The 20,872-nt window shown below is 32.0% G+C and carries 20 protein-coding genes and 1 other annotated feature; of the genes, 1 reads left to right on the top strand and 19 read right to left on the bottom strand.

Annotated elements, in window-relative coordinates; translation table 11 throughout:
* Positions 1-6 precede the first annotated feature (6 nt).
* The 16 genes from minD to GQF29_RS16345 all read right to left on the bottom strand — a co-directional run bounded on the left by minD (position 7) and on the right by GQF29_RS16345 (position 15,378).
* A complete protein-coding gene (gene minD, locus GQF29_RS16415; protein ID WP_008789739.1) occupies positions 7-783 on the bottom strand; it encodes a septum site-determining protein MinD in 777 nt (258 codons plus the stop codon).
* Positions 752-1,342 carry a septum site-determining protein MinC gene (locus tag GQF29_RS16410; protein WP_008789740.1) on the bottom strand — a complete coding sequence of 197 codons (591 nt, stop codon included), beginning with the start codon at positions 1,340-1,342 and terminating at the stop codon, positions 752-754. The genes minD and GQF29_RS16410 overlap by 32 nt, the downstream gene beginning before the upstream one ends.
* Positions 1,342-1,863: a hypothetical protein gene (locus GQF29_RS16405; protein WP_008789741.1), complete on the bottom strand. Its 522-nt coding sequence runs from the start codon at positions 1,861-1,863 to the stop codon at positions 1,342-1,344. The genes GQF29_RS16410 and GQF29_RS16405 overlap by 1 nt, the downstream gene beginning before the upstream one ends.
* Positions 1,860-2,714, bottom strand: coding sequence for a rod shape-determining protein MreC (mreC, locus tag GQF29_RS16400; protein ID WP_008789742.1), 855 nt, complete (start codon positions 2,712-2,714; stop codon positions 1,860-1,862). The genes GQF29_RS16405 and mreC overlap by 4 nt, the downstream gene beginning before the upstream one ends.
* Before the next feature lie 72 nt (positions 2,715-2,786).
* On the bottom strand, positions 2,787-3,467 hold the full coding sequence (gene radC / locus GQF29_RS16395) for a RadC family protein (RefSeq protein ID WP_008789743.1): 681 nt from the start codon (positions 3,465-3,467) through the stop codon (positions 2,787-2,789).
* On the bottom strand, positions 3,460-3,819 hold the full coding sequence (locus GQF29_RS16390; RefSeq protein ID WP_008789744.1) for a hypothetical protein: 360 nt from the start codon (positions 3,817-3,819) through the stop codon (positions 3,460-3,462). Before GQF29_RS16390 ends, radC begins: the two co-directional genes overlap by 8 nt.
* 68 nt (positions 3,820-3,887) lie before the next feature.
* A complete protein-coding gene (locus GQF29_RS18445) occupies positions 3,888-4,052 on the bottom strand; it encodes a hypothetical protein (protein ID WP_008789745.1) in 165 nt (54 codons plus the stop codon).
* A 93-nt stretch (positions 4,053-4,145) separates the two neighbouring features.
* Entirely contained in the window at positions 4,146-6,776 is a 2,631-nt protein-coding gene (locus GQF29_RS16385; RefSeq protein ID WP_054688621.1) for a valine--tRNA ligase, read from the bottom strand.
* On the bottom strand, positions 6,757-7,440 hold the full coding sequence (locus tag GQF29_RS16380; protein WP_054688624.1) for a DMP19 family protein: 684 nt from the start codon (positions 7,438-7,440) through the stop codon (positions 6,757-6,759). Before GQF29_RS16380 ends, GQF29_RS16385 begins: the two co-directional genes overlap by 20 nt.
* Positions 7,441-7,474: 34 nt before the next feature.
* Positions 7,475-7,677: a binding site (T-box leader), on the bottom strand.
* A 29-nt stretch (positions 7,678-7,706) separates the two neighbouring features.
* Positions 7,707-8,612 carry a hypothetical protein gene (locus GQF29_RS16375; protein WP_054688626.1) on the bottom strand — a complete coding sequence of 302 codons (906 nt, stop codon included), beginning with the start codon at positions 8,610-8,612 and terminating at the stop codon, positions 7,707-7,709.
* Positions 8,609-9,337 carry a LysM peptidoglycan-binding domain-containing protein gene (locus tag GQF29_RS16370; protein ID WP_117768890.1) on the bottom strand — a complete coding sequence of 243 codons (729 nt, stop codon included), beginning with the start codon at positions 9,335-9,337 and terminating at the stop codon, positions 8,609-8,611. Before GQF29_RS16370 ends, GQF29_RS16375 begins: the two co-directional genes overlap by 4 nt.
* A gap of 65 nt (positions 9,338-9,402) precedes the next feature.
* A complete protein-coding gene (locus GQF29_RS16365; RefSeq protein ID WP_054325077.1) occupies positions 9,403-9,708 on the bottom strand; it encodes a PTS sugar transporter subunit IIB in 306 nt (101 codons plus the stop codon).
* Between the two features lie 56 nt (positions 9,709-9,764).
* Positions 9,765-10,355: a ribosome biogenesis GTP-binding protein YihA/YsxC gene (gene yihA / locus GQF29_RS16360; RefSeq protein ID WP_117768889.1), complete on the bottom strand. Its 591-nt coding sequence runs from the start codon at positions 10,353-10,355 to the stop codon at positions 9,765-9,767.
* Positions 10,356-10,689: 334 nt separating this feature from the next.
* Complete coding sequence (lon, locus tag GQF29_RS16355) at positions 10,690-13,014, bottom strand: endopeptidase La (RefSeq protein ID WP_117768888.1); 2,325 nt, start codon at positions 13,012-13,014, stop codon at positions 10,690-10,692.
* Between the two features lie 95 nt (positions 13,015-13,109).
* Positions 13,110-14,390 (bottom strand): trigger factor, encoded by a 1,281-nt coding sequence (gene tig / locus GQF29_RS16350; protein ID WP_117768887.1) that lies wholly within the window; start codon positions 14,388-14,390, stop codon positions 13,110-13,112.
* A 64-nt stretch (positions 14,391-14,454) separates the two neighbouring features.
* The gene (locus GQF29_RS16345; protein WP_117768886.1) at positions 14,455-15,378 is read right to left on the bottom strand and encodes a hypothetical protein; all 924 of its coding nucleotides are present in this window, start codon (positions 15,376-15,378) and stop codon (positions 14,455-14,457) included.
* Between the two features lie 176 nt (positions 15,379-15,554).
* Between GQF29_RS16345 and ald the strand changes: the two genes are divergently transcribed.
* Positions 15,555-16,664: an alanine dehydrogenase gene (gene ald, locus GQF29_RS16340; RefSeq protein WP_117768885.1), complete on the top strand. Its 1,110-nt coding sequence runs from the start codon at positions 15,555-15,557 to the stop codon at positions 16,662-16,664.
* Positions 16,665-16,712: 48 nt separating this feature from the next.
* Here the strand turns inward: ald and GQF29_RS16335 are convergent, their stop codons facing one another.
* The 3 genes from GQF29_RS16335 to pnp form a co-directional block, all read right to left on the bottom strand.
* Positions 16,713-17,831, bottom strand: coding sequence for a 6-phosphofructokinase (locus tag GQF29_RS16335; RefSeq protein ID WP_117768884.1), 1,119 nt, complete (start codon positions 17,829-17,831; stop codon positions 16,713-16,715).
* Between the two features lie 269 nt (positions 17,832-18,100).
* A complete protein-coding gene (locus tag GQF29_RS16330; protein WP_054688632.1) occupies positions 18,101-18,664 on the bottom strand; it encodes a Maf family protein in 564 nt (187 codons plus the stop codon).
* Complete coding sequence (gene pnp / locus GQF29_RS16325) at positions 18,657-20,789, bottom strand: polyribonucleotide nucleotidyltransferase (RefSeq protein ID WP_117768883.1); 2,133 nt, start codon at positions 20,787-20,789, stop codon at positions 18,657-18,659. Before pnp ends, GQF29_RS16330 begins: the two co-directional genes overlap by 8 nt.
* Between the last annotated feature and the right edge of the window lie 83 nt (positions 20,790-20,872).

The raw sequence follows: 20,872 nt of genomic DNA, 5'->3' as shown, positions 1-20,872 counted from the left end.
AAATTATTATCCAAATATTCTTTCAAACAACGGTTTTTTCTTATTTTTTTGAAAAGGAACTTCCTGCCCATCTAATCTCTTAATAATTCGATCAAAACATCCACTAATAGACAAATTCTTCTGTAAATAAATTGGCATTCCCTTATTGTTTGCCTCTAACATTTCATGATCATCATAAACAAGTCCCAGCAAAGGAATTGACAAAATGTCATAGGCATCTTTTAATGTCAAACTTCTTCCCTTATGTATATCTTCATCGTTATATTTATTCACCAGCATATGTAAGTTAGTGACTCCCTGCTTCAATAGCAATCCCACAACACGATCTGCATCTCTTAATGAAACAACATCTAGTGTCACAACAATAATAGCTTCTTGTGATAATCCACTTGCATATTGAAAACCTTTTTCAATTCCAGCTGGACTATCTATTAAAATAAAATCAAATTCATTTTTTAATTGTTCAATCATTTTCATCATATAATCAACATTCAAATTCTCAAATGATAACGATTTACATGCTGGCAACAAATACAACGAATCCATCCTCTTATCTTTTACTAAAATTTGTTTCAAAGAACATTTATTAGAAATGACATCATTCAAATCATAAATAACACGATTTTCTAATCCCATCATAACATCGAGATTTTTTAATCCAAAGTCTGCATCAATCAAACACACTTTCTGTCCCTGCGATGCTAATGCATACCCTAAATTAATTGTCATACTACTTTTTCCAACTCCACCTTTACCCGATGTAACTACAATAGTTCTGCTCATAACCATCCTCCTTCTTGGCTTTAATACAATTATCTTTATAATAGACACTTGTTAGTGCAGATGTTGTCAAATCATGCAAAGTTTCTTGATTTATGACAATTTGAGCGTTTTGAAAATCATGACCATAAATCTTTACATTTTCATTCATTGCAACTATTGTGCCACGTACAGTATTTAAAAAATAAACATTGTCATAACAATAAACATAACTTCCAGGATTCACTGTCCCTAAAAATAAAGTTTCTTTATCAATGAAAAGTTCTTCCCCATTACGCAATTGTTGTCGTTTGATTTCTAGTTGATTCTGAACATGCGGCAATGACAAACCATCAAACAAGATTTTCTTCTTTTGCTTTATCAACATAATCAGATGATTTAATTCTTCTTTTTTCAAATATCGACACCCAAAATCAAAATATGCCCTTGGATAATAACCATCTTGTTGAAAGATAGGTTGTTCCAAGAGCATATTTAAATCATTTAATACTGTATCAAAATCACAAAACTGATTCACTTTCAAAACCAAAACACCATTTACACCTTTAACTTCAATATTCATTATTCCACCTCTATCTTAACTTTATTATAGACCCAATAAACACCTACAGATAATACAAGATTAACTATTAAAGTAGGTAACATCCTCATTGTTAAGAATGAAACAATAGGATATCTTGTCATATTGGTAATCCACATCAGCCAATATACCACGCATTCTTGCGCAAATATTGTCAAAATACAGAAAATCATAGATTCTATCAAACTTAAAGACTCTAATTTGAAAAGATAAGATCGAACAAAGGCGATTAAACAATAAATAAGTATATAAATAGCTAAAGAGTTCGAATAAACAATCGAATAATAAACACTACATATAGCTGCAAAAAGATATCTCTCTGCACCATCAACAGTCCTCACAAGCATTGAAAACATCATCAAACCTAAGCAAGGGACTATTGTCATCCCAACTTTTGTATAGTTATAAGGCAAAAAATAACTGATTGTACTATCTAAAACAAAACAAGCGATAACAAGCATAATACATTTGAATAAATAACTATCTGTCATTCTTGTTTTCATTCTTCATTCACCCTTTGAACCACAGCAACATAATTTAATGAATTAAAATCTGCGCTTGGTTTTGCAGTACATACAGACTCAGTTGCATCATCACCCAATGTAAAACCATCTACTGTCCCTACCAAAATCCCTTTAGGACTCTTGCCAGGACCACCTAATCCACTCGTTACAACCTTTGCACCATTTTCGAGTTTTTCTACATCACTTAACAGTGTAATACGATAACTTTTTGTAGATAAATCATAACGATTTAAAAGACCATAATATTCTTTATCACCACTCAAGATCATAACCGGTAACTGACTCTTTGAATTTTCAGAAGATAATAGTGAAACAGTTGATGAAATTTCACTTACACTTGTCACTGTTCCAATCATACCTTGGGCAGTTATCACCGCCATTCCTTCTTTAATCCCTGAAAGTTTTCCAATATTTATAGTTACTTCATTTGTCCAGTTTTCAGCATCTCTAGTAATAACTGTTGTATATTTCACTTGATAATCAGTTGGTAGATATTTGATTTTTGTAATATCTTTTAATTGATTCAACTCAGAAGTTAAAACATCATTCATGGCTGATTCACGAGCTAAATCATCTAATTTCTGCTTAAGCTTTGCATTTTCTTCATAAACATCCTTCATCTCACTATATTCATTAAAAAGACCACTTACATATTCAATTGGTGCTTTAATCACATAATATTCAATATTTGCAATGGTATCTTTAAAAATTGTTTCAATTCCAGAAGCAGAACGACTTGTGACTAAAGTCACAACAGAAAAGAGTACCAATATAATTGTAACAATTACAATTCTTTTATTATGCTTATTCCATTTATTCTTTTTATACAAAATATCACCCCTAGTCTCATACCATTATAATATCTGGTATAAAAAAAAGCAAATTAAAAAAGGATAAACATTTCAACCATGATTATCATAATAGAGTTGTTTCGCTTTTATGCTATAAAATTGATTCCAGCCAATGATGATATGATCCATTATTTCAATAGCCATCATTTCGCCAAGTTTAACAAATTGCTCTGTCAAATACAAATCCTCCTGACTAGGCAAGGCATCACCACTGGGATGATTATGTAAAAGTATCATTTTAGCACTACTGACTCCAATAGCCTCTTTAAAGACTTCACGTGGCGTAACAATACTCATATTTAATGAGCCTATAAATATTGTTTTCTTCTTAATCACACGATTACGAATATCTAAGCACAAAACCACAAAATGTTCCTGCTTCAACATCATCATTTCATTTTTAACATAATCATAAATATCGCTTGGTGATAACAATGATTCATGTGATTCTTTTTGTTTTAATCGCTTACTCATTTCAATAACACTTAATAATTCAATGGCTTTGGCCTTTTTAATCCCTTTAAGCGCAATGAGATCAGCATAACAAATATGAGATAATTGTGATATACCACCGATTTCCTTTAATAATCTTTGTGCTAATTGGATAACCGATTCATCTTTATTACCAGTTCTTAAAACAAGTGCCAGCAACTCAACATTGCTTAAAGACTCAATCCCATTGACAATCGCTTTCTCACGTGGATTTTCTTCTATTGGTAATGATTTAATCATGTATAACTCCCTTCGATAAGTTGTCTAATAAAGTTTTAACTGTTGTATCGGATGATACAACATAAGTTTTCATAATCCCTTTCATATCAACCGCATGTTTTTCAACTTTCTTTTGATCTTCACTAATCATTGATAAAACATAGTATTGTCCATCTTTTTTATAACAATACCCTTCAATGCCAGATTCTTTAAGTTCAGCCAGCTTAGCATCTTTATTGCTTGCTTCTTTATAAATCCCAACCTGATAAGCATATATTGTCTTTTGGGTAAATGAACTTGCATATGTAAACACAAACATACATACTATAGAAAAAATAATACTCATAATAACAACTTTCACTTCAAATTTCATTTTCTTCACCTCACCAATTATATGCTCTAACAACAAAGAATATGAAAGGCAAAATGCCTTTCATATCATTAATTACGCCATTCCAAATTCACTAATCTTGGTATCGAAATACGCCCTTTTTTCGACCTCAAAATTTTATAAACTCCAGCACCTAATAACAAATAAAGAAGTGCTGTTCCTATAAATGAGCCACCTTGAATCTCGCATTGCTGTTGTAATGATAATTCTCTCATAATTTCTTCTTCCTTTCTATTAGCCCCCTTACTATATATATTCACTTCTTTTATAAGATTTTTCTTCTCAAAAATAAAAAAAGGTGAATTTTTTTATTTCACCTTTTCCATTTCCTCTAATTTAGCTTGAACAGCATTATATTTTGATTGATAATCAGCCATTTTAGCTTCCTCTGCTTTAACTTTTTCTGGTGGAGCCTTACTAGTGAAATTAGGATTTGAAAGCATTCCCTGACAACGTTTAATTTCACCTTCAAGTTTTTTAAGTTCATCCTCCAGTTTTTTCTTTTCAGCATTTAAATCTATATAATCACCAAGTTCAACAATTAAAGCATGTCCACCTTTAATCATTTCAGTAGCTACATGAGATGATGTTTCCACATTATAACCAATACAGCGAGCATTACATAATTTAGAAACATATAAAGCAATATCTTCCAAAAGTTCAGATAATTGTTCATCTTTTGTTTGAATACTATAAGCTATTTCAATAGAGTTTTTAATAATATATTGAGCACGAATATTTCTAATTCCTTTGATAATATCAAATAAGTATTGAAATTGTCCATTAATCTTAGTGTTTTCAAAATAAGTATTCACTTCAGGCCATTTTGCTATACAAATAGATTCCTCTAAATGTGGAATAGACTGATAAATTTCTTCTGTCACAAATGGCATAAATGGGTGCAATAAACGAACAATAGCATTGAGAACATAAACTAATGTTTCTTGTGTTGCACGTTTTTCAATCTCATTATCACTATTTAAATGAGCTTTAGATAATTCTATGTACCAAGAACAAAAATCATCCCAAATAAAATTATAAAGTTCGCTTCCCACATTCACAAACTCAAACTTATCCATATTTTCATCAACTGATTGAATAACATCATTAAGACGATTTAAAATCCATTGATCTGATAAATTTAAATATGTAAATGATAAATCCTCATATTTCATATCTTCATCAATATTCATTAATACAAATCTTGCTGAATTCCAAATTTTATTAATGAAATTCCAAGATGCTTCTAACTTTTCTGGGATATAACGCAAATCCATGCCTGGAGCAGAATTGGTTGTTAAGAAAAAACGTAATGTGTCAGCACCATATTCATCGATAACATCCATTGGATCAACACCATTGCCTAAAGATTTAGACATTTTGCGACCTTGCTCATCACGGATCAAACCATGAATTAAAACATCTTGAAATGGTCTTTCATGAGTAAACTCCAAGGATTGAAAGATCATACGAGATACCCAAAAGAAAATAATATCATATCCTGTAACTAAAGTATCAGTTGGAAAATAACGTTTGAACATTTCACTTTCTGTATTTGGCCAACCCATTGTTGAAAATGGCCATAACGCACTTGAAAACCATGTATCCAAAACATCTTCATCTTGCTTCCAATTTTCAATATCTTCTGGAGCAGTTTTTCCAACATAAACTTCACCTGTTTCCTTATGATACCATGCTGGTACTTGATGCCCCCACCATAATTGTCTAGAAATACACCAATCCTCAATATTTTCCATCCATTGTTTAAACGTTTTTTCAAATCGTCCTGGAACAAAATTGACTTTAGAATCTTTCTCCTGATTGGCCAAAGCAGCTTTGGCCAAAGGTTTCATTTTAACAAACCATTGCTTTGATAGATAAGGTTCAACGATTGCATGACTACGTTCCGAATGACCAACTTGATGTATATGTGTTTCAATATGATCAACAACTCCTGCTTCCTCAAAATCCTCTAAAAGGGCAGCACGACATTCAAAACGATCCATATTGGCATATTTTCCACACATGTCATTCATCGTTCCATTATCATGCATACAAATAGGCATACTTAATCCATATTTCTTAGCCAAAGCAAAATCGTTAGGATCATGAGCAGGCGTACATTTCATAACCGCAGTTCCAAAACTCATATCAATATAACTGTCTGCCATAATTGGCAAAGCTTCCCCATTAGCTGGATTTATTGCATGTTTCCCTACTAAATGTGTATAACGTTCATCATCCGGATGAACAAATATAGCCTGGTCAGCAAACATTGTTTCTGGACGTGTTGTTGCAATAATCAATGTCTCATCATTTTCTACCACTTTGTATTTAAAGTAATACATATGCCCTTCAATCTCTTTATGAATAACTTCGATATTAGACAGAGCTGTTCTTTGTACAGGATCCCAGTTAATAATACGTTCACCCTGATAAATTAATCCTTTTTCATATAAAGTAATAAAAACTGTTTTAACTGCTTCACTCAAACCTTCATCTAATGTAAAGCGTTCCTTAGAATAATCTAAAGACAGCCCTAGTTTTTCCCATTGATTACGAATAATAGAAGCATACTCTTCTTTCCAAGACCACGCTTTTTCTAGAAATTTCTCTCTTCCTAAATCATATCGAGAAAGCCCTTCTTCACGCATTCTTGCTTCAACCTTAGCTTGCGTTGCAATTCCTGCATGATCCATTCCAGGAAGCCACAAGGCATCAAATCCCTGCATTCGTTTATAACGAATAATCATATCCTGAAGTGTTGTATCCCAAGCATGTCCTAAATGTAATTTACCAGTAACATTCGGTGGTGGTATCACAATACTATATGGCTTTTTAGAAATATCACCAGCCTCAAAATAATGATGATCAATCCATGTTTTGTATTTACCTTCTTCAACTTTTTGATGATTGTATTTAGTCGCTAATTCTTTCATCTATCTCATCTCCATTTCCATCAATTTCTTTAGGAATATCTGTATCATAAAAATCTTCCTTATGATCTAAGATAAATCTTGTGATTTTTTCATTCAAGTTAGTTGTATTCACCAATGAAACAAATTCATTAGTAAAATCCGAGAAATTATATCTTGAAAAATCTCCCATTTCAGGATCATCTTCATCATCTTCTTCATCATTTTCAATAATCTCTGCAAAACGTCTTGCTGCTCTCATTAATTCTGCTATATCATGAGCACCGACCTCTTCAAAAATATCCACAACAATAGGAACAAATGGACGGTTTGAAGGGCTCAAGAAAAAACTATGAATAGAAGACCCCTGTCCTTCCAAAGATAAAGACACCTGATAGATTCCAAAAACAACTTTTTCACTATAATTCATTTTTTCAAAATAATGATCAAAGTCTTCATCTTCTTTTCTTATACAATGAAAAATAGCGGCTGCTGAAACATCTTCTCTAGGACATGTATCAAAAATCCCTGGTCTTAAATATGTATATTTCTCTTTTCTTTCTAAATATTCCATTTGCATTTGTTGTCTTATCTTCTTATTATCTTTGACTCTTTTTGTAAAGAAATAACCTAAAAAAATAAGCGCTCCAATAAATAATACCCAAACAACCAAATCAACAGTTCTCATATCTCTTCCTCCTTTAAATAAAAAAGAGCATTCGTATAAGGACGAATGCTCGTGGTACCACCTTAATTTATATACTTTCGTATACCTCAAAACTTTAACGCAGTTCTACGTGTTTACCTACATGATTTCAATAAACATACTCCGAGGCTACCTTCCATTTTTTCTTCTGTCTCTTCACACCTGCCAGAAACTCTCTTAAAGAATACAAAATGTACTCCTCCTCATCAACGTATGTTTATTTTAACAAAGCTGTAGATTAAAGTCAATTATAATTGACCTATAAAGTTATGAACTGAGTCTAAATAGTACAATAATCTTGATAATCTGATGATATTTTCAATTTCATCAGGGCCATAATCAATAAGAGGAACAACATTCATAAGACAACACAATAACAACTTCTCATCTTCTCTAATTTCTATCTTTTTAAAGTAATATTCACTAAAGCAATCTAAATCAAAGAGAATATCTGGAATTCTTTGATAAATATCAAACAAATCATAAATCGGTAAATCAATACAAACATTATCAATTGATAATAAAACCTTTGATTTTAATGAGATATGATCATAATCAAAATGTTTATAATTCAAGCATACACGAACCTGATGATAATCTTTGGTATGTTCTAAATATTGTGATAAATATTGGCGAGCACTGCACAATGCTTCATAAATGCGATAATAATTCATAACAAGCATCCATTGACTTGGCGATCTCATTGCAATATTCTCAAAATTCTGAATCATCTGTTCATAATAAACAGTTCGTTCATTAATAATTCTTAAGATATCAGAATTAAGTGTATCAAAATATTGCTGGTTCACTTTAGTGAAATAAAAACTGTTATAATGAAGATAAGCTAATGTTTCAAAATAATATTTAATCTTCATTTCTTTCAGTAATCCCTGATTGTTGTCTACATATGGCATGAGATAAAGATAGTTGTTTTGATAAGGTGTAAGAAGTTCGTTGTTTTTATTTAATAATATTTGAACAAAACAATGGATATGCAAAGTCTCAATATATTCATAGATTGTTTCAATGTGTTTATCTTCAACACATTTAGCAACATAATAACCATCATTTGTTTTCAATTTATAAACATTTTGAGTCAGTTTTATCAATCCAACAACTTGAATCTTATAGTATTGTAAAATCAGTTCATTCATGAATAATAAGGAACAATAACGATAGTTCCTTTCGTCAAAGGACGATCGTGATTGTAGTCTTTAAGCTTATATTCATCTACTTGATAATGAGCTGCTACAGATTGATAACTGTCCCCATCTTGAACAACATATAAATAATAAGTACCAATATCCTCATCATCATCTTCTTCAGGCATTTCTTTTTTCACTTCTACCGTTTCTTCTTTAATGGCAGCAACTGGAGCTGTCTCTACGACTGGTATAGCTATTTCTTTAGGAATCTCAACAACGGGAATTTCAACCTCCGGCACTTCTTCTACAACATCTTCTTCACGCAATAAACTTTCAATTTCTTCTACAACTGCTTCATCATTCGTTTCCTCAACTCTTGGAGCAGAAGTTTCAATAACACGGTCTTCATCATCTAAAACACCATAAACACAGGCCTGTATGACAAGTGATAAATTACCTTCATTGATCACATAATCAAAATCTTCTACTTTTACATGAAAATCTCTTTTATCAGTGATTTTTTCAAACAAGGCCATAATATCTAAATCAATAGATTCATGGAAACTATGTTTACCTTTTTCATCTTTATAATCTCCATTCATCATAATACTACCTACTGCTCTCATTCCTTGGCTTTCCATTTTATAATTGATTGATTCATCAACTGAAATAGATACCAATTCTTTTAATTGATGATTCAAATCCACTAACTTCTTAAAATATATCTTTTGCATACTTTCCCTCCTATCAAACTGTATGCAAAAAAGTTCAGAATATGAAAAAAAAGAAGTTACATTGCTTACTTCTTTTCAATCAAATCTAAGGCTTGTTTTAAAACAACAGCACCATTCATCATTCCGTATTCTCTCATACCAATATTGGCAACTGGAACACCAGGTGCTTCAGACTCTATCTTTTTTTGTGCATATCTTACTTGTGGTCCAAGCAAAATAACATCTGCCTTATCAGCATTTTCTCTTATTTCATTTGCCCCTACAGCCCAAATATCAACCTTTATGCCATCTTGAGAGGCTGCTTTTTTCATTTTTTCTACCAATAAACTTGTTGACATCCCCGATGCACAACATAACATAATATTAATCATTTCTCCATTACCCCCTAGTCGCAATTATACATTATTTAGGAATATTTGTTAAGGATTTATTGTTCACAAAGCTCTAAAATTTTCTCCCAAACCTCATCAATACCCACTTTATTTAAACTTGAGAAACGCAAAAATATATCATTCTTATCAAATCCTAAAGTATCCTTAATGATTTTTTCATTCTTTTTTAAATCATTTCTTTTTAATTTATCTTCTTTTGTTGCCACAACAATAACTGGAATATGATAATGCTTAGCATAATCGTACATCATCTTATCATCATGAGTTGGTTTATGTCGATAATCCACTATTAATACCAAACCTTTTAAAACATCCCGTTCTCTTAAATATGTATCTAACATATCTCCAAAACTTTCTTTAATTTTATCATTGACTTTAGCATATCCATATCCTGGGACATCTACCAGTCTAAGTTCATCATTAATATTAAAAAAATTGAGTGTTCTTGTTTTCCCAGGCGTTCCAGATACCTTTGCCAATTTACTATGATTTGTAATAGTGTTAATAAAACTTGATTTTCCAACATTACTACGACCAGCTAAACAGATTTCTGGCAAATCATTTTCTGGCCATTGTGATTTCCAGGCTGCGCATAGCATAAATTGAGCTTTATGAATTTTATACATTGTTTTCCTCCATTCTATTATTTCCTATTTCTATTTTCTTATTCATCTTATCATAATTCAAATAAAATAACTATTAGAAAAAATATCTATTCATCTTAAATTCTTTTTTGAAACATAAATCTTAATATTGAATTTCAATCATTTTTGCCTTCCTATGATTTCAATGAATTCTATCTTATGTCAACAAAATAAAAACCTTTTATGAAATTATTAAATTAAATCGTAAAATGAATAAAAGAAAGTACATATTCCAACAATCTTTAACTCATTAACAATACATATTATCATACAATTATTTGGCATGTAAAAAGGGACATAATCATGCCCCTTTCATTTATTTTACTAATGCATGTTCTAAAACTGTATCAATATGATCAGCCAAAACAATATCTAAATCCGCTTGTACTGATTTTGGAATATCATCAATATCTTTGGCGTTATCTTTAGGAATAATAATCTTACGAATACCACTACGGTGCGCAGAAATAGATTTTTCTTTCAAGCCACCAATTGGTAAGACTTGTCCACGCAAAGTAATTTCACCTGTCATTGCAACATCATCTCTCACTGGACGATTACTAAATGCTGATAAAATTGCTGTTGTTAAACTGACTCCAGCACTTGGGCCATCTTTTTTGACTGCCCCTTCAGGAACATGAATATGAATATCTTCTTTATCAAAAGCAATATTCTGCAAACCATACTTCTCGCGATTTGCTTTCATATAGTCAAGCGCAATAGAAGCAGATTCTTTCATAACATCGCCTAATTGCCCAGTAATAATAAATTTACCAGTTCCATTGAAATGATTGACTTCAATTGGTAAAATATCTCCACCATATTGAGTATATGCCATTCCTGTAACAACACCAATTTGAGGTTTATCCATTTTCTTAGTATGCTCAAAAGGAGCTTTTCCTAAATAATCCTCTAAATCACTCACTTGTAATGTTAACTCTAAATTACCTTGTTTTAAAATCTTTAAGACTGATTTACGACAGATTTGAGCAACCAATCTTTCCAATTGTCTAACCCCTGCTTCTCTTGTATAATGACGAATCACATACATCATTGTCTCATCAGGAATATTTAATTGCTCAGCTTTTAAACCATACAGTTCTCTTTCCTTCTTTAATAAGTGACGTTTAGCGATTTCTAATTTTTCTTGTTCAGTATATGAAGAAATTTCAATAATTTCTAAACGATCACGCAATGGTTCAGGAATGCTTCCTAAATCATTTGCAGTTGCAATAAAGAGAACTTTTGATAAATCATATGGTTCTTCTAAATAATTATCTGAGAAGAACTGATTTTGTTCTGGGTCAAGCACCTCCAACATTGCACTTGTAGGATCACCTTTATAATCACTAGACATCTTATCAATTTCATCTAATAAGAAAACTGGATTAATAACTCCGGCTTTTTTCATACTTTGTATAATTCTACCAGGCATTGATCCTAAATAAGTTCTACGATGCCCTCTAATTTCAGCTTCATCTTTGACTCCACCTAATGATGCTTTCACAAATTTTCTACCTAGTGCTCTTGCAATAGACTTAGAAATAGATGTTTTCCCGACACCTGGTGGGCCAACCAAACAGATAATTGGAGCATTCAAAGATTGTGTCATTTGCTTGACAGCCAAATGCTCTACAATTCTTTCTTTTGGCTTTTCTAATCCAAAGTGATCTTCATTTAAGACTTTCTCAACTTCATTGATATCTTGAATATCTTCAGTCTCCTGATACCAAGGTGTTTTCATAACCCAATCAATATAAGATCTTACAACATTTGCTTCTGATGAAGCAGATGGCATCATATCATAACGTCTTAACTCTTCTTCAATCTTTTCCTTGATATAATCAGGATATGGATGATTATTCAACTCTTCACGAATAGCATCAGCATCATCCTCTTTATTAGGAGTATCCCCTAATTCTTCTTTAATAGCTCTTAATTTTTCTCTTAAATAATATTCTTTTTGATTTTCATCAATACTTTCCTTGACTTTTAAATTAATCTTTTCTTCTAATTCATTAATAACCTTTTCTTCTTCCATACTTCCTAAAACAAGAAGCAAACGCTTATTAATATCACATTCAGCTAAGATTTTCTGTTTTGTTTGTAATTCTACATTGATATATTGACCAATTGTATCTGCCAATGCACTTGCACTCATCCCTTGTGAAAGATTCGAAAAAACTTCACGTGGGAACATTTGTAGATTTTTATTCATTGACTGCATTTGTTCACTAACCTTACGAACCAATGCAATTTCTTCAGTTTTTTCACTTTCAATATCTTCAAGATATCTTGTCTTTGCAAATAAACATCCATCTTTTTCGTCAAGACTTAAAATTTCTACTCTTTTTTGACCTTCAACAGTCAACTTGATTGTTCCATGATTATCTCTTTTAATTCTTCTTTTCACTTTACATAAAGTCCCAAAGTGATAAACATGTTCAAAATCTGTATTTTCATCAAGTGGATTGATTTGAGAAATAAAGACAATATTTTCATCAAATTCATTCACACCTTTTTCAATAGCTTTAAGACTAAAATCTCTTCCAACATCTAAAGAAATTTCATGGTTAGGAAAAACAATCATTCCTCTTGTACAAATGACAGGTAAATCAACTACAATATCTAACTCTTCCATAATTCATTACCTCCTTTTCATTCGACATCATTATATATAATAATATCACATTTGTCTAATCAAATGACTTAACAAAACAAGACGCATCAAGCGTCTTATTTCACGTTATCTTTGATTAGTTGAACTGCTTTACGAGTTGCTAAATCTGATTTGATTTGTCCCATTTGAGCTTCAAAAATTGTTTTGACTTCATCAAATTCTCTACCATAATAAGTCGCAATTTCTTTGATTTCATCATCAACTTCTTCATCAGAAATTTCAATGTTTTCAGCTTTAGCAATTTCAGCTAAAATCAAATTAAATTTTACACGTTTTTCAGCTTGTTCGCTCATTTCAGTTTTCATATCTTCCATTGTTTTTCCAGTTAACTGTTGGAACAGTTCCATATTCAAACCCTGTTGTGATAAATTTTGTTCAACTTCTCTTAACATTGTTTGTGTTTCTGTTTCAATCATTGCTTCTGGAACTTCTAATGGAGTGTTTTCAATAACCGCGTTAAAGATATCATCACTAAATTTAGATTCTACTTCTGTTTGTTTTTTATTCTTGATTTGTTCTTTTGTATAAGTTTCCAAATCAGCTAATGTTTCAATACCATCAATATTAACATCTTTTGCTAATTCATCATCAATATCAGGTAAAACTTTCGTTTTAATTTCATGTACTTTCACTTTGAAGACAGCCTCTTGTCCTGCTAATTCAGCTGATTGATATTCCTCTGGGAAAGTAACATTAATTTCTTTTTCTTCCCCTACTTTCATACCTATAACTTGTTCTTCAAAACCTGGAATAAATGAACCTGATCCAATTTCTAATGAATGATTTTCAGCTTTTCCACCTTCAAAAGCAACACCATCTTTAAATCCTTCAAAGTCAATAACGGCAGTATCACCGTTTTCAACAGTTCCTTCTTCTTTAATGATTAATTCTGCAAATTGATTTTGATAGTTAGCTAATTCAGCTTCAATTTCCTTCTTAGTTACTTTAACAGTTCCCTTTTTCACTTCTAATCCTTTATATTGTCCTAAAGTTACTTCAGGAGCAACAGGAGCAGTGACTGTTACTTTTAAAACATCTTCTGTCAATTCATCAATTTGAACTTGAGGTTGACCAACTGGTTGAATATTGTTATCTAGTAAGATAGCAGCATAACTTTTCTTCAAAACAACATCTGTTGCTTCCTCTAAGATTGCAGCTTTCCCCACTCTAGATTTAACCATTTTCATTGGAGCTTTACCTTGTCTAAATCCATCAATTTTTACATTTTTAGCTAATTTTTCTAATGCTTTTTCTTGAGCATTTTTCCATTCTTCAGTTGTGAAAGTCACTTTCACTTCCATCATACATTTTTCTAGTTTGTTACAAACTGTTTCCATTTATACTTCCTCCATTATTTCAACATGCATATTATACATGAATCATTATAAGAATGCAACCATTTTAACACTCTATTTGTTTGAGTGCTAAAATTCGCTGTTCAATCTCACTTTTATCACAATAATACATCACTTCTAAATCATTCAAGTCAATATCCATAGACTGCAAAGTTGCAACATAATAATGAATAGCTGCTGCTAAAACATGACAATCTTCTTCATATATATCTTGTGGATATAACGCATATAAGGTATATTCAAGATATTCAACACATTGCTCAAAAAGTGATGGATTTTCATCTTCAATACCGTTTTGTAAATATTTTAAAGTCTCAGCATACTGAGTTTGTTCAAGAACTAATGCCATATAACTTGGATTGATATCATAATATCTACCAAATTTTTCAACCTGTATATCTTCATCTATTTGTTGGTCAATCATAATTTCGATCAGTAATGTTTTAGCAAAAAAATGATTCTGAGGATTCATCAAATAATCTTGAATAACGGGAATAATCATGCGAACATTTAATTGTTGTAATTGATCTAGTGCCATATATAACAAATCTTCATTACATTCCTTGTTTTTTAAGACCTGTGAAATTTCTTCAATTGAGAAAATTTGGTTTTTCGATTCAACTTCATAGTTTGCTTCTTGTTTATCTAACAGAACTTCATCATACGCAGTATTAAATAAAGTTTCATATTGATAAGGAATATAAGGCATAGATAACTCTTCAATCAAAATATTAATAGCTTCTTCAAACTCACCCAATTCTTTTAATGTTGTCACATACATAGAAACAACATCATAATAAGTTTCTTTAGCATTTGCTTTTGCCCATGCCCCTTCTGTTTTAGCTTGTTGATATTCTCCCATTCCTACCAAACACACCAATCTTAAATATCTTACACTTTCATCATTCATATCTTCTAGCATCGTTAAAGCCTGTTGATAGTTTCCACATTGAATTAGTTCCTCAATCATCTTTTAACCTCCTTGACTTGCAATAGACATTCTATCAAAGTTATTTCTTTTCATCAACCAAAACTACAAATATTTTCAACGAAATTCAATAGATAACCACTATACCTATCCAAAATAAATTTACTTTATCTGTAAGTTCATGTTATAATGTGGCAATAGAAACGGAGTGTGAAAATATGATTATTGGAATTCCAAAAGAAATCAAAAACAATGAAAATCGTGTCTCATTAACACCAGCAGGTGTTCTTTCATTAGTCAAATTAGGGCATACTGTCCTTATTGAGGAAAATGCTGGTTTAGGTAGTGGTTTTTCAAATGAAGAGTATCAAACAGTTGGTGGAACTGTTTGTCATAGAGAAGAAGTATTCAAATCAGCCAACCTGATTGTCAAAGTCAAAGAATACTTAGAGAGTGAATATCAATATTTACGTGAAGATCAGATGGTCTTTACGTATCTGCATATTGCAAGTAATGAACCTTTTGCAGAAGCGTTAATGAAATCAAAAACAACTGCAATTGCCTATGAAACAGTTATTGGCAAAAACAACAGTCTTCCACTCTTAACACCAATGAGTGAAGTTGCTGGACGTATGTCAGTTCAAGTTGGTGCAAATTTATTGCAAAAAACAAATGGTGGAAGTGGCTTGCTTCTTGGTGGTGTTCCAGGAGTTATGCCAGCAGATGTTGTTATTATTGGTGGTGGTACTGTTGGCTTCAATGCTGCCCGTATTGCTAGCGGTCTAGGGGCCAGAGTTCATGTTTTTGATGTCGATGCCCAACGAATGGCTTATATTGATGATATCAGCAATGGAACAATTCATACTATATACAGCAATGAATATAATGTTCGAAACGCTCTTCAAACAGCCGATCTTGTGATTGGTGCGGTATTAATTCCTGGTGCTCGTGCCCCTAAGATTGTAACAGAAGACATGGTCAAAGAAATGAAAGATGGAAGTGTGATTGTTGATGTTGCAATCGATCAAGGTGGATGTATAGAAACTTGTGATCATACAACAACGCACGATCAACCAACATTCACAAAACATGGTGTGCTTCATTATTCAGTGGCTAATATGCCAGGAGCAGTTCCAAGAACATCTACGATAGCTTTATCGAATGCAACTTTACCATATATTATAAAATTAGCTGAATATGGTTTAGATGCCCTCAAACAAGACGAAGGTTTCTTATTAGGACTTAATACCTATAAAGGACTTTGCACTTGTCAGGCAGTTGCTGAAGCTTTAGATAAACCTTATAGAAATCCGAAAGATTTATTCTAAATAAATAATCCTCTGAGTCATTTCAGAGGATTATTTTTGTCTCATATCTTATTCATCACCAAAGCAAACACCAATAGCCTTTGCAGCTCTTATTAGTTCACCATTAGGATCAACACGTTTTTGCTTTCCAAATTTAGCATCACCAATCACTTCTTCCAATGAAGTATAATCCATAGTTTCACCATGAAGAGTGACAACATTTCCAAATTGACCTTCATCAATAAGTTCACAGGCCTTAACACCAAAACGAATAGATAAGATTCTATCATATGGAGTAATATCTCCACCACGGATAATATGTCCAGGATTCACTGAACGAACCTCATGATTTGGAATAACCTTTTCCAAATCATCAGCAACTTTTGCAGCCAAACCACTATAACGAACTGGATCTGGAGAATCTTCTACAATTTTACCAATAACTTTTGTACCATCAGCATATTTAGCACCTTCAGCAACAGCAATAACTGTATAAGGCATTCCTTGTTCGTCACGTTTAGCAACATGTTTAGCAATATTTTCAATAGTAAATGGAATTTCAGGAATTAAGCATACACCTGCATTCCCAGCCAAACCAGCATATAAAGAAATCCATCCTGCATCTCTACCCATCAACTCACAGCAGATAACACGATGATGAGATTTTGCAGTTGTTTGTAAACGATCAATAAAATCAGTTCCCACACTCATAGCACTAATAAATCCATAAGTCAAATCAGTACTTGATAAATCGTTATCCATTGTCTTAGGCACACCAATAACTTGCACACCCTTTCTTGAAAAATCACGAGCACTTGTTAAAGTTCCATCACCACCTAAAACAACCAATACATCAACACCAGCATCTTTTAGATTTTGAACACCAACATCACTTACATCTTTTTTTATTTTTCCACCTTTTCCATCATCTACTAAGTAATCAAAAAGATTATCCTTATTAGAACTAAATAGAATAGTTCCTCCCTCTTTATAAATATTTTCAACTTTTTCTTCTGTTAATTCAATATAATTATTGTTATATAAGCCTCTATATCCATAAACATAGCCAATGACTTCCCAACCATATTTAGAGATAGCAGTTTTTGTTATTGTTCTAATAACGGCATTTAATCCAGGACAATCTCCGCCCCCTGAAAGTAATGCAATTCTTTTAACTTTCTTTTCCATATATTTATCCTCCGTTTTTTTCCTACTTATCTATTATAGTAAAATTTCAACAAGAAAACAACAAGAAATGTATCCGTTTACATCATTTTTGAAATAAAAAACAACATTTCTAAAAAAGAAAATTCTTATCATTTTAACCTTGATAAACCTTTATTGATGATTACAGTACAAATTTACACCTATTTATCAATTATTTTTATAAAAAAAGAAAAGCAGAATTCTCTCTGCCCTCATTTCAATATAACATCAAATCATTTTATATTCTAACCTCATGATTTACCCTGAAGATAATCTAAGAATTCTTTGATACGCATTACTGGTAATCCGATAACAGTATCCTTATCACCCACAATACGCTCAACAAATACAGAAGCTTTGCCTTGAATACCATATGATCCGGCTTTCCCCATCCATTCCCCAGAATCAAGATATTCATCTATCATTGAAGAAATATCTTTAAAATAAACTTCTGTTTTTTCACAAAAGGTATGTAAACTATTACCATTATAAATAGCTACAGCTGTATAAACAATATGTTTTTGATTTGATAACATCATTAATGTCTGGTATGCATCTTCACGATTTTTTGCTTTCCCAATAATACAGTCCTGAAAATAAACAATCGTATCTGCTCCAATAACAATATCTTGTGGATATTTATGATGAATAGGTTCTGCTTTGTCTTTAGACAATTGACACAATCTTTCTTTGATTGGTAATGTCTCATCCATCGTTTCATCTATAGAAGAAGCATCGACTATAAAATCGATGCCTTCTCTTTCAAGTAATTCCTTCCTTCTTGGAGAAGTACTTGCCAATATAATTTTATTCACTTTCTTTTTTTTCTTCTTTCACAATTGGTTTAGGTAACAATGCTTTTCTAGAAACATTAACACCTTTATCAGTTATCTTGATGACTTTAACCTTAGCTGTATCTCCTACTTTTAAAACATCAGAAACTTTATTAATTCTTTCATGAGCTACATCACCAACATGTAAGAAACCATTTGTTCCTTCAAACAATTCCACAAATGCAAACTTATCTTCAACTCTCACGACTTTACCATCATAAACTTCACCAACTTCAGCTTTTTTAACAATATTTTCAATTAATTTAGCTGCAGTATGAATAGCCTCTTGATCAAAATGATAAATAGTGACACGTCCATCTTGTTCAATATCAATCTTCACATCATTTGACTTTTCAATAATTTCATTAATGTTTTTACCACCAGGTCCAATAACGTCTTTAATTTGTTCTGGTTCGATTCTCATCATGAAGACTTTTGGTGCATATGGACTTAATTCTTTTTTAGGTTCAGAAATTGCCCCTAACATACAGTCCATAATTTGTTGTCTACCAACATTAGCTTGAGCCAATGCTTCTTGTAAAATTTCTTTTGTAATTCCTTCAATTTTAATATCCATTTGCAATGCGCAGATACCTTTCTTAGTTCCTGCAACTTTGAAATCCATATCACCCAAATGATCTTCCATACCTTGAATATCAGTTAAAATTGTATAATCATCACCTTTTTTGACAAGTCCCATAGCGACACCACTGACTGGATTACTAATAGGTACACCAGCAGTCATTAATGCCATAGATGATGCACAAATAGATGCCTGTGAAGAAGACCCATTAGATTCTAACACTTCAGAAACAACACGAATTGTGTATGGGAATTCATCTTCACTAGGGATAACTTGAGCCAATGCTCTTTCACCTAAAGCCCCATGTCCAATTTCACGACGACCTGGTGCACCCATTCTTCCTGTTTCACCAACTGAATATGGTGGGAAGTTATAATGATGCATAAATCTCTTTTGATCTTCTAAACCTAAACCATCGATTTTTTGATGTTCTCCCAAAGCTCCTAAAGTACATACTGAAAGAACTTGAGTTTCTCCACGTGTAAACAATGCAGAACCATGAACTCTTGGCAATAAATCAACTTGTGCATTCAATGGACGCACTTCATCAATTTTTCTACCATCAGGTCTGATTTTATCTTCTGTGATTAATCTTCTGACTTCATCTTTCTCTAAATCATGTAGAACAATTTTTACTTGTTTTAAGACTTTAGCTTGTTCTTTTAAATCAGCATAATCTCTGTTTTCAAATAATGTAACAACTTCTGCATTAATATCATCAATAGCCCCATATCTTTCTAATTTACCAGGAATAGAAACAGCTTTAATCATTCGCTCTTTTGCTAAAGACTCAACTTCTTCAACTATTGCAGAATCCAATTCAAATAATGGGATTTCAATTTTTTCTTTCCCACAAGCTTCTACGACTTTTTCTTGAAACGCAATTAATTCTTTAATCTTTTCATGACCAAACATTAAAGCATTTAACATTGTTTCTTCATCAACTTCCTTAGCATCAGCTTCAACCATGTTAATTGCTTCTTTTGTCCCAGCAACTTCAAGATTAATCAAACTTCTTTCCATGTCTTCTGGACCAGCATTGATTGTAAATTCACCATCAATCAATCCAACATTAACACCAGCAATTGGCCCATTAAATGGAATATCAGATAAGCATAATGCAAGCGATGCTCCAAACATAGCTGCCATTTCAGGAGATGCATTTTGATCAACAGATAACACTGTATTCACAACTTGTACTTCATTTCTAAAACCATCAGCAAACAATGGTCGAATTGGTCGATCAATCATACGAGCAGTTAATGTACCATGCTCACTAGGACGTCCTTCTCTTTTTAAGAATCCGCCAGGAATCTTTCCTACCGAATATAATTTTTCTTCATATGTAACAGTCAATGGGAAAAAGTCCACATCTTTTGGTTCTTTCCCTGCTACAGCAGTTGACAAAATAACCGTATCATCATATCTCACTAAAACAGAACCATTGGCTTGTTTCGCAAGTTCTCCTGCTTCTACAGTTAATGTCTTTCCATAAAATTCTAAGTTAAACACTTGTTTTGACATTATATTTCCACCTCATTCATTATCTAAGTCATTATAGCATAATTTACTTTAATAACAAAACATTTCTTTTTTTTATAACCAAA

Origin of the sequence: Coprobacillus cateniformis, from assembly GCF_009767585.1 — a bacterium.
GTDB classification, from domain to species: domain Bacteria; phylum Bacillota_I; class Bacilli_A; order Erysipelotrichales; family Coprobacillaceae; genus Coprobacillus; species Coprobacillus cateniformis.
The sequence above is the reverse complement of the archived record's forward strand: the minus strand, read 5'-3'. Positions and strand labels throughout refer to the sequence as shown.

Bases quoted from the DNA above. Each gene is read 5' to 3' on its own strand.
- minD (WP_008789739.1), bottom strand. From the start codon at position 783: ATGAGCAGAACTATTGTAGTTACATCGGGTAAAGGTGGAGTTGGAAAA.
- GQF29_RS16410 (WP_008789740.1), bottom strand. From the start codon at position 1,342: ATGAATATTGAAGTTAAAGGTGTAAATGGTGTTTTGGTTTTGAAAGTG.
- GQF29_RS16405 (WP_008789741.1), bottom strand. From the start codon at position 1,863: ATGAAAACAAGAATGACAGATAGTTATTTATTCAAATGTATTATGCTT.
- radC (WP_008789743.1), bottom strand. From the start codon at position 3,467: ATGATTAAATCATTACCAATAGAAGAAAATCCACGTGAGAAAGCGATT.
- GQF29_RS16390 (WP_008789744.1), bottom strand. From the start codon at position 3,819: ATGAAATTTGAAGTGAAAGTTGTTATTATGAGTATTATTTTTTCTATA.
- GQF29_RS18445 (WP_008789745.1), bottom strand. From the start codon at position 4,052: ATGAGAGAATTATCATTACAACAGCAATGCGAGATTCAAGGTGGCTCA.
- GQF29_RS16385 (WP_054688621.1), bottom strand. From the start codon at position 6,776: ATGAAAGAATTAGCGACTAAATACAATCATCAAAAAGTTGAAGAAGGT.
- GQF29_RS16380 (WP_054688624.1), bottom strand. From the start codon at position 7,440: ATGAGAACTGTTGATTTGGTTGTTTGGGTATTATTTATTGGAGCGCTT.
- GQF29_RS16375 (WP_054688626.1), bottom strand. From the start codon at position 8,612: ATGAATGAACTGATTTTACAATACTATAAGATTCAAGTTGTTGGATTG.
- GQF29_RS16370 (WP_117768890.1), bottom strand. From the start codon at position 9,337: ATGCAAAAGATATATTTTAAGAAGTTAGTGGATTTGAATCATCAATTA.
- GQF29_RS16365 (WP_054325077.1), bottom strand. From the start codon at position 9,708: ATGATTAATATTATGTTATGTTGTGCATCGGGGATGTCAACAAGTTTA.
- yihA (WP_117768889.1), bottom strand. From the start codon at position 10,355: ATGTATAAAATTCATAAAGCTCAATTTATGCTATGCGCAGCCTGGAAA.
- lon (WP_117768888.1), bottom strand. From the start codon at position 13,014: ATGGAAGAGTTAGATATTGTAGTTGATTTACCTGTCATTTGTACAAGA.
- tig (WP_117768887.1), bottom strand. From the start codon at position 14,390: ATGGAAACAGTTTGTAACAAACTAGAAAAATGTATGATGGAAGTGAAA.
- GQF29_RS16345 (WP_117768886.1), bottom strand. From the start codon at position 15,378: ATGATTGAGGAACTAATTCAATGTGGAAACTATCAACAGGCTTTAACG.
- ald (WP_117768885.1), top strand. From the start codon at position 15,555: ATGATTATTGGAATTCCAAAAGAAATCAAAAACAATGAAAATCGTGTC.
- GQF29_RS16335 (WP_117768884.1), bottom strand. From the start codon at position 17,831: ATGGAAAAGAAAGTTAAAAGAATTGCATTACTTTCAGGGGGCGGAGAT.
- pnp (WP_117768883.1), bottom strand. From the start codon at position 20,789: ATGTCAAAACAAGTGTTTAACTTAGAATTTTATGGAAAGACATTAACT.